Origin of the sequence: Capilliphycus salinus ALCB114379 (assembly GCF_047276495.1) — a bacterium.
GTDB lineage: Bacteria > Cyanobacteriota > Cyanobacteriia > Cyanobacteriales > Microcoleaceae > Capilliphycus > Capilliphycus salinus.
The window spans coordinates 756,932-769,703 of the sequence record NZ_CP178543.1 but is presented as its reverse complement, the minus strand read 5'-3'; the positions used below and the strand labels follow the sequence as shown (position 1 = coordinate 769,703).

The window sequence follows — 12,772 nt, the reverse complement described above, 5'->3', positions numbered from 1 at the left end:
TACTTTTCCAATCCAACCCGGAAAATTTACTAAAAAAATCCCTGGGGTTTGAGATGTTTAACTGGGGTTTTAAGCCGTATCTAAAGCCCCCAAGTTAGCCCCGCTGTTGTTAACTCAAGTTGTTGTTTTTTAAAGCTTGCATAAAGAGTCCGGTTGGGTTGTGTAAAACGACTGAGTTGAATCGGTAAAAAGCTGATCGGCTGTTCTCCATTTAAATAGCATGATAGAGATCGGTGTTGGCTGTCGGATGTCAGGTTTGTAGGGGCGGGTTCGAGTTAACTTTGAATTCTCAGCAAACAAGTATTGTAAACCCGCCCCGTCACCATTTTAATTCCTAGAAAAAACTGACATCAACCCGCCGCGATCGTATAATGATGATGCCTAACAGTTTAATCTTTGACTGAAAATGAATTACAAAGGTGAATTATAGATCAGCCTAAAAGAGAGGATTAACGAAGATCTCCCCGCTCTGGTAAAGATAAAGGAGTTGAGGTGGAAGTTGAAAGGGGGGGAGCGTTGAATTTCGATTCAATTGCCGCCTGAGTGAGCGGACCAACAATACCATCCGGTGTGAGTCCTACATCAGTTTGAAATCGGATAACGGCTTCTCGGGTTAACAGATCGTAGTAACCTGTAATCGCCTCATTATAATATCCCAAAACCTGTAAATATTGTTGAAGTTCGATAACTTTGGAGCCACTACTTCCTAATTTCATCACTCTGGGGGGCGGTGAAATTTGCGTGGTAATTGCTTCGGATAATCCCAGTGCGGCTAGGGTTTTATTTCCTGCAATTCCATCAACTTCGAGTCCATTGGCGGCTTGAAATTCTCGAACTGCATTTTCAGTTAAACTACCATAATACCCGGTTATTTTCCAGTTAAAATAACCGATTTTGTGCAATCTTTTTTGAAGTTGAATCACCTGTGAGCCTCGGTTTCCGAATTGCAGTGGTAGTGCGGCGTTAACCGCAATTAATCTGGAAAATATTATCAATAATATTCCCAGAGTCACAAATGTTTTTTGATGAATTTTTTGAACTTTAAAAATCCGATTTGATGGGTTAAATTTTAAGCAAATCAAGCTATTGAAGTGAGGGTGAAAACGAAAAAAGGCGTCGGGTTTCATTCCTAATTATTCCTTGATGCACTATCATCATCAAATGATATATTTTCAGGAATTAGCCGTTAATTTTTATTAAATATTGGAGGTTATTTAAAATGTAAAAAATTTTTGATATTTATTCTAATGAAGAAGCCGATTGTCTCTCAACACTGATCATTTTCAGAGTTCGGCTCAAAGCAGAGAATTTTTTATAATCGAATATAAGTGTTTTTTTGCTAAAAAACATCATAAAAAATAAGCCTCACAGAAACTTTTTCTGCAAGACTAAAATTGTTGCTCAGAATTGATGTGATCAACAAAAGAAGGTTAAATTTAGGTGACGATCGCACTGATCGCTTCAACAGGATAACCCACTGCTCGCCATGCGGCAACACCACCGATCAATTCAGCAATACGAAGATAACCGGCTTCACGAAGTTTAGCTGCGGCTTGTGCTGTTTCTTCATCGGTTTCGCCATAAACGTAGATATCACGAGCGGGTTCTAAAGTTTCCGGTACTCGCTCTACCAATCTGTCCATTGGTATACCAATAGCGCCGAGAATATGACAGGCGTTAAAAGCTTCGAGACTACGCACATCAATGATAGTTAAAGCGGGTTCACCCCAGTCCAAACGACTTTTTAAATCTTGAACCCGAGATTGGGGTTTCATCGGTTCCGGGGTGGGGATGAAGTTAGAAAGTATACTCATCAGCTAAAAATTGAATGTTGACAATCAGATAATTACTCTAAATGTAACTAAATATTTCAAAAAATGCAAATTTTTGTTGCTCAAACTTGACTAAAATTATGAATTTCTATCTAAAGATATAGCAAGAACTTATTGATTCTATTTCTAAAGAAATCCGAACGATTCGAGATCACACAAGCCCGAGGTGTTCCTGAGCTATGCTATTGATGCAAAGATCCGCTGAGTCACCCCGATCGAGTTACGAGATCAATTAAAAAAATGCGTGTTGCACTGGCTTGATCTCATCGCTCTATAACAATCTCAAGTTGCAAGTTCCTGGTGATTTCAACGAATCCACCCCCAATGTTCAGCCAATTACGAAAATCAGCCATGACTAGCACACTAACGACCGTTCCTTTTGTCGATCTCAAGCTACAGCAGCAACCCATACAAACACAGATCGAACAGGCGATCGCCGCCGTGATCGAGAAAGGAGATTTTGTCCTCGGTCAAGTTTTGGGAGAATTTGAAACCGCTTTTGCTCAAGCCAGTGGGGTGCAGTACGGTATCGGCGTCGCCTGCGGTACCGATGCGATCGCCTTGGGCTTGCAAGCCTGCGGGATTGGCGAAGGCGATGAAGTGATTTTACCCGCCAATACTTTTATTGCGACGGCGATCGGCGTGCTTCATTCGGGAGCCACTCCTATTCTGGTTGATTGTGACCCTCAGACGGCTTTAATTGACCTAGAAGCCGCCCAAAAAGCGATTACCCCCAAAACCAAAGCGATCGTTCCTGTTCATCTCTACGGGCAAATGGTCTCGCCCCGAGCGTTGATGGAGTTGGCCAATTCCTATAACCTGCTGATCTTTGAAGACGCCGCCCAAGCCCACCTCGCCGAACGAGAAGGCTATCGGGCTGGTTCGGTGGGATTGGCTGCGGCTTTTAGCTTCTATCCGAGTAAAAATCTCGGGGCGTTTGGAGATGGCGGAATGCTGATTACTCGCAGCGAAAGCGTGGCGCAAAAAATGAAAACTCTCCGAAATTATGGCGCCCCGAAAAAATATGTTCACATGGAACTGGGAACTAATAGCCGTTTAGATACGATCCAAGCGGCGATTCTGAAGGTGAAGCTTCCCCATTTGGAAGGTTGGAATCGCGATCGCAATTTGGCGGCAGAACAATATGATACTTTGTTGTTACCCCTGCGTCAACAGGGGATTACCCCGATTCAAAATGAGTGTGAAAACGGTCATGTTTATCATCTGTATGTGATTCGAGTGACGGATGAATGTAGCATCGATCGCGATACTCTACAAGCGAAATTGTCTGAATTCGGCGTACAGAGCGGAATTCACTATCCGATCCCCTGTCATCTCCAACCGGCCTACAAACATTTGGGGTATTCTGAAGGTGATTTTCCGATGGCTGAAATGCTCAGTCGTCAAATTCTTTCCTTACCGATGTATCCTGGACTTAGCAGCGATCAAATTCATCATGTGGTTGCATCTATTAAATCGGTGTTAGGAATAAATCAGTAAACATGAAACCGTCAACGGGGCTGTAGGGGCGGGTTTATACAGTCACTCAGAACCCGTCACCAGTGTGTAGGGGCGGGTTCTGACTCGATCTATGTTGATCGCAAATAACCTCTGTAAACCCGCCCTTCTAACAGTTAACACTGGTTACTGATAATTGTTGGCGGCGATCGCTGAGAATATATTTTTGGGAAAACTTTTGATCGGGACACATTTATTGAAGGGTTAGCAAGAACAATGCAAATTCAACGTAAAATTCCCATTGCTATCGAGCGATATTTGTTAAATGCCGCTTTGGTGATGCTTTTGGGATTATTGTACGCTCCTGTATTAATTTATTGGTATCACGGTTGGCTAGAAAAAAGTATTAGTATTGAACACGAATATTTTAGTCATGGCTTAATTGGTTTACCCTTTGCGGCTTATATTGCTTGGATGCAACGCACCCAATGGAGTCAACTTCCTAATACTAACCATCCGGCTGGTGCAATTTTGCTGATCGTTGGGGGATTATGTTATGGGTCGGGTTTATTCGATTTGGTGAACCTTTCTTTTCCCTTGGTCTTAGCGGGATTGTGTTTGTGGTTAAAAGGAATTGCGGGTTTAAAGTTGGAGAAATGGCCGTTAATTTTTGTCGCCTTAGCCACCCCGACTCATTTACCTTATTTAATCGAACCTTTGGCATTTCCTTTACAAAAATTTATTGCCGCAGTCGCCGGATTTATTTTGGTACAATTTAATCTTAATGTAACGGTTGAACAAGTTTATCTGTTTGTCAACGGACAAATTGTTGAAGTGGCTCCCCACTGCGCCGGACTGAAGATGTTATTTACCAGTTTATATGTCGGGTTGATGCTGTTATATTGGACGGGGGTAGTTTCCGACCGCACCAAAAGTATTGTGTTTTTGTTGAGTGCCGCAACCATTAGTGTGGTTGCCAATATTATTAGAAATACTTTGCTGACTTTGTTTCACGGTACGGGTCAAGCGGGATTATTTCACTGGTTACATGACAGTTGGGGCGGCGATTTGTATTCGGCTTGTATGTTGGGTTTATTAGTCGTGTTAATTAATTGGATGCAAAATCATGTTGAACCGAGATCCGCAAGCTGAGATTCATTAACCCGTTAAAATTATCCAAAATTAACATTAAAAATGACCTATGGTTGTGCAAGCAAAATTTCCGCAAAACTCGGCTAAAATCATCGCTTTAGTGTTTTTATTGTTGCTGTTAAGTGTCGCAGCAATTCCCGGTTATCTCACCGGAAAATGGACTTGGGCAGACCAACCGCAACTGCAAACTTTAGAGCAATTACAACAAATTCGAGAACAGGGTTTAGATCTAACCGGATGGAAAACCCTCGACCACAAACTGATGACGCTTCGCGGTCACGACTGGTTAATTCAAACCGTCGAACAAAACAATCAAACGGCAATTTTATTAATGCTCGTGCAGAAATATTATAAAGATAGACCGCAAGTAGAATGGATGGATCTCAACGGGTTTCAACAATGGAAAACCGATTCTTCTCGCCGTTTGCGCTTAACCGTTAACCCGTCGGAAAACGGATCATCTTCTACAGAATTTAGCGCTCAATTTTTCCGCAGTTGGACGCAAGCCACCAACCCGTTATTAAGTTTATTGTGGAAAGATTGTACCTCCGATCAATTGTGCGATCTTTACCAAAAACAGCGCTTAAGACAAACCTATGCGGTCATGCAATGGTACGCTTGGCCCGATGGGGGTAGTCCCGCAACCAGCCATTGGTTTATGGCCGATCGCTTGGCTCAATTATCCCAAAAACGGGCGCCTTGGGTAGCCGTTAACGTGTTAATTCCCATTGAACCTTTAGGTAATATAGAACAAGTAGAGGATGTTGGCCGTTCGCTGAGTCAAAGCATTCAAGCCGCACTGGAAGCAGAAACTTTCACCGTCAACAACAGCGAAAAGGTGACAGGTGACAAATAAAGGGGTTTGCAGGTGTTAGGTGTCAGGTGTCAGGTGTCGGGTGTCAGGTTTCAGGTGTCGGGACCAAAGAAGTCTTAAGGTTACTGAAAACTGACAACTGAAAAAACTGTTGACTGAAAGGGCGGGTTTATATAGGTTATTTCTGGGAAACATACATCATTACAAAACCCGCCCCTACAACACTGATCACTGATCACTGATCGCTGATAACTGATAACTGCCTATTCTTAGAAAAAATGTTTTATGGTTAATTCAATTCATCGGTTAATCTCAGTATTGGTGGCGGGTCTTTACTCGGGAAGTTGGACTTTAGGATTAACTGTACTGATCGGAGGAGTTGATAGCTTTGTATTGGTTCGCAAAATCAAAGCCCAGGAAATTCCCGATCAATGTGTTTTACCTCAAGAGTTTGTCGATCGCAAAATCGAACTGTTAGAACAAGTAGAACCCCAATATACGCCGGAAATTTTACGATTATTTCAACGGCCAGGAAGCCCGCCGAGACAAGTAGAACAACCGCTCGAACCCAATTTAATTCCTGTCGATATTTCCTATTTTGAACGGGCGAACGAAAATCAGATCGAACGCTACCGGTTGGGGCCTGGAGATCAAATTTTTATTGATATCTTTGTTAACGGTTTGCGATCGGCAGAATTAAGTATTCCCAATGCGGTCGTCGGCCCGGAAGGAACAACCATTATCCCTTTAATTGGCACCGTCAGACTAGAAGGATTATTTTTACAAGATATTGAACGGGAAATTCAGACCCGCTTAAATCAGTTTGTGAAAAATCCCCAAGTCAACGTTTCCTTGTTAGCCCAGCGGCCCGTACAAGTCACCGTCACCGGACAAGTCGCCCGACCCGGTTTTTATCCGTTGGGAAGCCCTCAACTGGCGATCGCCCTGTCAACGGCCGGGGGAACCCGTTCAAATGCCGATTTACGTTCGGTTCAACTGCGGCGAAATTTACCCGACGGTCGAACTTTAGCCGCAGAAATTGATTTATTGACGCCTTTGTTGGCCGGTTTAGCGCCCCCTGATATTCGTTTAGAAGACCGAGATATTATCTACGTTCCTACCCAAGAAACCCTACCCACTCAAGGCCCGGAACGGGAGATTATCGAGTCTTATAGTTTAGCCGCAGCGCCTACACCCGTCGAAGTGACCATTGTCGGACAAGTGGTCAAACCGGGCTTTTATACCTTACCGGCGGGGTTGGGGCGGGTCTCTGCGGCGATTTTAGCAGCGGGAGGGGCGACTTTAACGGCGGATTTGCGATCGGTGATTGTCTGTCGCGTCACCATTGATGGTCGGGTCATTCAAGATGTGGTGGATCTGTATTCTCCGTTAGAAGAAGCAACGGCTTTACCGAATGTGGCGCTATCCAATGGGGATTCGGTGATTGTACCGCAACTGTCAGCAGAAGACGAAGGCGATTATAATCGGAAGTTGGTGGCGAATTCTACATTGGTCAATCAACAGATTACCGTGCGAATTCTCAGCAATGCAGGCGGAGCGGTGGGATCGGTGAATTTACCCAATGGGAGTACCTTTGTCGATATTTTGAATAATGTTCCGTTAGCAACGGCGAAGTTAGATGAAATCACCTTAATTCGCTTCGATCCGCAACAAGGTAGAGCCATTACCCGGACTCTCAATGGTAGAGAAGTGTTACAAGGCGATCCCAGCGATAATATTTTGTTGCAAGATGAAGATGTAATTGTCATCGATCGCAATTTTGCGGCAGATGTTAGTTATTTTCTCAATACCTTTACTCAGCCGTTTCGGGATATTCTCGGCTTTTTGCTGTTTTTTAGAGAGATTAGTAATGCGGCAGAAGATCTATTCGGCCCCAACAGTGAGGGAAATCGCAATCGATAATTTTATCTTGTATTTCTTGAGAAGCGATTGTTAAAATTATGAGAAGAAACTGTTTTTTGACCTTGTTAATTTAACCTAATGTTTTGAGTAAAAACTGACTTATGACTTTACCTATTGTTAAACGATATCTGATCGCCTTTGAACAGTATAAATGGGCGGGACTTTCGACCTTTATGCTGGCTTTGGGAGTTTCGGGAGCGGTAACGATGATTTTAGAACCGCCAGAGGCTCCCCCCTACACCGCTAACGGGGTTTTAACCTATCAAAATCCCCCCGTACTCTTTTCACAAACGGGTCAAAGTATTCGCGAAAGAGGACAGCAACTCGATCAAGGAATGTTGCTGCAACCCCGCGTGGTTGAAAGTGTCATGGCGACTGTGAATGTGACTCCCAAAGAGTTGAAAGATCACTTAAAGGTAAATGTTAAAAATGAAGCGGAGGCCCCGAGTTTTATTCAAGTCAGTTTTCGAGATAGAAACCGGGAACGAGCGGTAGAAATTGTTAATGTAATGATGGGGGAGATGATCGAGCAGAGTCGCTTGATTAATACTCAACATCTGCGGGATATTATTGATACGGTGACGACCCGTTTGGAGCCGGTAGAGCAAGAATTAAGACAGGCGGAAAAAGCCTTAGAAGAATACGATAAACGGGAAGGAGCAACGTTACTGGCGATCGAAAGTGGGGCTTTACCCGAGGCAATTGTTACCAGTCAAAAACAACAGCAAGATGTACAAATTCAAATCGAAACGATTACCGCACAAATACAAAGTTTGCAGTCCAGACTGGGATTGAGCGCCGATCAAGCCTATGTTTCCCAAGCGTTAACGGCCGATCCGATTATCGCCCAGTTACGGGTTCAACTGTATCAAATTGAGTCTCAGCTTGCCCTTTTACGTCAAGATTATCGAGACCAACATCCCCAAGTTGCCGCTTTAATTAAACAAAAACAAGCCGCCGAACGACAATTACAAGAACGGGCGTCGGAAGTGTTAGGAGGAGATGGAATCGCCGCCCCTTTAAGACAAGCCGATCAAATTCGGGTCGATTCTTCTCTCGATCCGGCCCGTCAACAATTGGCGCAAAATTTGATGACGTTACAAACGCAAAAAGAAACCTTACAACAACAATTAGAAAATCTCAAAAGAATTGAAGCTTCTTTACGAGAAGATTACCAAACTTTACCCAACAAACAGTTAGAAAAACAGCGGCTCGAACAAGAAGTTCTCTACAAAAAAGCCTTGTACGATAAAATGAAGGCTCAGTTAGTAGACTCTCAAGCGGCGGAAGCGGAAACGGCCAGCAGTTTAAAAGTCGCCCAAGAAGCTTATGCAGGAGATGTAGAAGTTCCGGAAGCGATCAGTATGGTTCTGATTTTAGCCGGGGGTGGACTGGCCGGCGTTGTCGGCGGAGCGGTGTTAATCTTTGTACTGGGAATGCTCAGTGGCAAATTCTACACTTGGGAAGAAATCAAAGGCGCTTTGCAAGAACGAGAGGTTCCGGTATTGGGTCTGTTACCGAATGTGATGGTATTGGAGGGATCTTCTGCGGTGATGCCTCTGATTCTCAAACCCCATTCTCCCTATTTAGAATATTATGAAAAAGTGCGGAGCAATTTACAGCGCAGCGGGGAAAAACCGGCCAGAGTGGTGCTGATTACCAGTGCGGGGGATTTGGAAGGAAAAACCTTTTGTGCTTATAATTTAGCGATTGCCACCGCCCGTGCCGGAAAACGGACGTTGTTAATTGAAGGGGATTTGCGATCGCCGTCTCGGGTAGAATTATTGAAATTGGCACCCGAACCCTTGAGTGCAACTGAACCGTTACGCTACTACGGGGATGCCAATAATTGTATCCGCCTGGTTCCCGATGTCGAGAATTTGTATGTGATTCCCAGTCCGGGACCTGTGCGACAAGCGGCGACGGTTTTGGAGTCGAGCGAGATGAAACGTTTACTCAGTGAAGTCCGCTATCGCTTTGATATGGTGATTATTGATGTTCCGTCTCTGAACGCCAATAACGATGCTTTGACCCTAGAACCCTCAACCGATGGTATGGTGTTGGTGGCTCGTCCTTCCTATACCCTATCCGGTCAGCTTGGAGAATTGGCCGATCAGTTGACAGAAGTCGATGAAGACGAAGATGCCAGCAAATACCGTCCTCGTCTGTTAGGTGCGATTATTAATGGAGCCGATCTGGAGGTAGACTGGTATGATGAGCCAACCGAGGAGAATTTAGTCCCTCTAAATTCGCCCTACACCCAACCGGTCCTCGATCAATCTCATCAAGTTGCTCAGTTACCGTCGAAAGTTAAACGATAAATTGATGAATTGGATTTTGGATCTGCCGACAGTGTATCCTCTTTTGCCCGGTTCGGTTCAAGTTTGGTCGGTGGAGTTTGGGCTTTTGGGCGAACAACTCGGACAATTTGAGCGGGTGCTTTCACCGGATGAGCGACAACGAGCCAACCGATATCGCCAAAAACAAGATCGCGTCCGTTATATCGTCGTCAGAGGGGTTCTCAGAATGATTTTAGGCGGTTATTTGGGTTTGTCGCCGTCGGAGTTCGAGTTTAGCTACAGCGAACGGGGAAAGCCGCAGTTAAAGACCCATTCGACGGGGATTGAGTTTAATGTATCTCATTCTGAGGATAAGGGATTATTGGCGATCGCGCTTAACCGTAGGGTGGGAATTGATGTGGAGTATATACGATCGATTGAGGTTTTGCAACTGGCGAAGCGGTTTTTTCGCGAGTCGGAATATTTATTTTTGAGGGGTTTGCAACAGAAGGAACAACTAAAGGCTTTTTTTCAGTTGTGGACGGCGAAAGAAGCCTATGTGAAGGCGACGGGAGAGGGGTTGGCGGGGTTGGAAACGGTGGAAATTTCGTTATCGGAGTTAGAATCTGCTGAGAATTTAACTGTTGATTGTAGGGGTTTTCAGTGGGGGCTGCAATCTCTAGATTTGGGTGAAAACTATTGTGCGGCGATCGCAGTGGAGGGAAAAGACTATAATATTTGTCAAATTGATTGTTATGGCAATAGGCAACAGGGAACAGGCAATAGGCAATAGGCAACAGGCAATAGGCAACAGGCAATAGGCAGAAGTCAGAAGTCGTGATGTCAGTCGTCGTGATGTCAGTCGTCAGGAGTAAGCGCGTTCGCGCTCGCTGCGCGTACAGAATTGCCTCTTACCCCTTACCCCTTACCCTTTACCCCTTACCCTATTCACTAGTAACTGGTGAGGCAGTGCTGACTTGGCGGAATAGTCGAGAAGCAACGGACGTTCCCGGAGGGTCACTGTTCACTGTTCACTGTTCACTGTCTCCCCACCTCCCCATCTGTAAATTATCTTCTCATGCGGTTGGCGACTAAGCCCAAAACAGAATTGCTGAGGTTGAGTTCTTCGAGAGATTTTAACAGGCTAGAACGGTTGGTTTTTTTGATGCCAACGACTAAAATAATTCCATCGGTGTGAGCGGCGATTAAACTGGTATCGGCTAACCCGGTAACGGCGGGAGTGTCGTAAATAACCAGATCGAAAAAGGCTCGAAATTGCTCCATTAAATATTGTCTTTTTTTGGAGGAGAGGACTTGTACGGGATCGGGGGGAATTTGTCCGGCGGTGAGGACGAATAAGTTCTCATCTTGGGGCGATCGCTGAATGGCATCGTTTAAACTGAGATCGCTGGTAATGGCATCTCGAAAGCCTCTGAGATTGGGTAAACCGAGTTTTTGATGAATTTGAGGGTTGCGTAAATCTGCATCAACCAACAGCACACGCTGACCCATAAAAGCCGCAGTTTGAGCCAGATGTATGGCAACGGTTGATTTACCATCTCCCAAGGTGGCAGAACTAATGGTTAAACTGCGTAAGGATTGGCTAGAGGTGAGCAAACAAATATTAGCATAAAGCGATCGAAAGGCTTCGGAAACGGCCGAACGGGTATGGTATTGATAGACTCGCCCATTTTTAAGGGATGAACGAGAATCGCGAACTGGGGTTAAACTGGTGACTGAACCGATGGGGATAAAGGTTTTCGTTTGTTGTTTGGCGACTTTTTTGAGTTTTTTGGAGAGGGGAATTACGCCGAGTATGGGTAATTTTGTGGTGGATTTAATTTCGTCGGGGGTGTGGAAGACGGTAATTAATACGTCTACAATAAAACCAAAACCTATCCCGAGTAAGGTACTTAAAACGACAGCGATCGCCAGTTGACGTTTTGTATTATTAACGGTAACTGAGATGGGTACTCCTTCGTCATCCATCGCGACTGAAGGCGGTGCGACGAGATGCCAGGGAATTTCTTGTTGGGCGGCGTCAATTCCGAGGGCTTCTCGTTTTTCCAGGAATTCGGTTAAAGTTTCTGAAGCGACTTTGAGTTGTTGTTGTAATTCGGCTTCTCGGTTGGCTAAAGCGGGGAGTTCTTGTATTCGTTGATTGAGTTGATTTTGTGCCTGTTGCAAGACATTAACTCGGGCTTCTAAGGCTTGAACTTCTCCCCGACTACTCTCTAAAACTTTTTGGGCTTCTTGTTGCAGAAGCGATTGCATTTGTTGTTGTTTTTCTCGTAAGAGTTGCATGGGAAGACTATCTTCGCGAAGCCGCTTTGATTCTTGAATAATCTCCGCTTCGCTATCGTAATATTGCCGAATTAACCAAGAATAAGATTCGGCATTTTGTCCCAAAATTTCCGCATAGTTTCCCTGGTCAAATTGTCCTTGGAGAACTTCAGACAAAACTCGATTTTGGGCAAGTTCAGATTGAGTTGTCGTCAGTTGTTCTTGCAGGTTTCGGGCGGCAATTGCCAGTTCTCGATCTTTATTTTCGGGATTGATGATATTAGCTTCTTGGCGAAAGGTTTGGATTTGTTTCTGTATCTCATCAAATCGCGCTTCTAAACTGGGCAACTGTTGATCGATAAACTGAATTCCCTGCTTAATACTGGTTAAACGTTCTTGTAAACTATAATTCAAATAAGCGGTAGAGAGTTGCTCCAAAACAAACTGTATTTTTTCCGGATCGGCATCTTGATAAGTAACTCTAACCAATTTTGTTCCTTCTTCTTTCGCATCTTTTTCATACATAATGCGAACAATTTCTAAGTTTTCCATTAAGGAACGGCGACTCAGCCCGGGATAGCGATTTTGGATGGTTTCGAGAACCGGTTCCATCAAACTCGGACTTTTCAAAACCCGAATCAAACTTTCATAATCAACCAAGCTATTCTCAACTTGAATTCGATTAATATCTACCCCTCCAATTTGGGCGGATAAGTATTTTTGAGCAAATTGACCTTCTACCGTTACGGGTTCAATTAACAGTTGAAATCCCCCCTGATATTTGGGGATAACCTGCCGAGATTTCCAAACAATTAAACTCCCCAACCCCCCGGACAAGGTAGCAATAACTAAAATAATAATTGGCAATCTTCGCCGAAAGACAGCAAAAACCCAACCGATATCTAATCGTTCTTCATCTTCTTCTGATGCGCCCCCCGAAAACCCGGGATTTGCATCGGGATTAAGCTTGCCGTAGTTTTGAACTGAAAATCGTTGAAAATCTCGTTCGGTATCCATTTTTTGCTGTATTT

The 12,772-nt window shown here is 44.3% G+C and carries 9 protein-coding genes; 6 read left to right on the top strand and 3 right to left on the bottom strand.

Annotation, left to right across the window (positions count from 1 at the left end):
- Window positions 1–449 precede the first annotated feature (449 nt).
- Together ACL6C3_RS03245 and ACL6C3_RS03240 are read right to left on the bottom strand one after the other, a co-directional pair.
- Window positions 450–923, bottom strand: coding sequence for a peptidoglycan-binding domain-containing protein (locus tag ACL6C3_RS03245; RefSeq protein ID WP_413165297.1), 474 nt, complete (start codon window positions 921–923; stop codon window positions 450–452).
- Window positions 924–1,436: 513 nt separating this feature from the next.
- Window positions 1,437–1,814, bottom strand: coding sequence for a rhodanese-like domain-containing protein (locus ACL6C3_RS03240; RefSeq protein ID WP_413165295.1), 378 nt, complete (start codon window positions 1,812–1,814; stop codon window positions 1,437–1,439).
- 369 nt (window positions 1,815–2,183) lie between these two features.
- Here ACL6C3_RS03240 and ACL6C3_RS03235 point away from each other — a divergent pair, with 369 nt between their 5' ends.
- The 6 genes from ACL6C3_RS03235 (at window position 2,184) to ACL6C3_RS03210 (ending at window position 10,251) form a co-directional block, all read left to right on the top strand.
- Window positions 2,184–3,332, top strand: coding sequence for a DegT/DnrJ/EryC1/StrS family aminotransferase (locus ACL6C3_RS03235; protein ID WP_413165294.1), 1,149 nt, complete (start codon window positions 2,184–2,186; stop codon window positions 3,330–3,332).
- Between the two features lie 234 nt (window positions 3,333–3,566).
- Complete coding sequence (crtB, locus tag ACL6C3_RS03230; RefSeq protein WP_413165292.1) at window positions 3,567–4,442, top strand: cyanoexosortase B; 876 nt, start codon at window positions 3,567–3,569, stop codon at window positions 4,440–4,442.
- Window positions 4,443–4,491: 49 nt separating this feature from the next.
- On the top strand, window positions 4,492–5,298 hold the full coding sequence (locus tag ACL6C3_RS03225) for a cyanoexosortase B system-associated protein (RefSeq protein WP_413165290.1): 807 nt from the start codon (window positions 4,492–4,494) through the stop codon (window positions 5,296–5,298).
- A 243-nt stretch (window positions 5,299–5,541) separates the two neighbouring features.
- Entirely contained in the window at window positions 5,542–7,179 is a 1,638-nt protein-coding gene (locus ACL6C3_RS03220; protein ID WP_413165288.1) for an SLBB domain-containing protein, read from the top strand.
- A gap of 101 nt (window positions 7,180–7,280) precedes the next feature.
- Window positions 7,281–9,500: a GumC family protein gene (locus tag ACL6C3_RS03215; RefSeq protein WP_413165287.1), complete on the top strand. Its 2,220-nt coding sequence runs from the start codon at window positions 7,281–7,283 to the stop codon at window positions 9,498–9,500.
- A gap of 4 nt (window positions 9,501–9,504) precedes the next feature.
- Window positions 9,505–10,251, top strand: coding sequence for a 4'-phosphopantetheinyl transferase family protein (locus ACL6C3_RS03210; protein ID WP_413165286.1), 747 nt, complete (start codon window positions 9,505–9,507; stop codon window positions 10,249–10,251).
- Between the two features lie 275 nt (window positions 10,252–10,526).
- On the opposite strand, the gene ACL6C3_RS03205 is transcribed toward ACL6C3_RS03210, so the two are convergent.
- Complete coding sequence (locus ACL6C3_RS03205) at window positions 10,527–12,758, bottom strand: GumC family protein (protein ID WP_413165284.1); 2,232 nt, start codon at window positions 12,756–12,758, stop codon at window positions 10,527–10,529.
- Window positions 12,759–12,772: the final 14 nt, after the last annotated feature.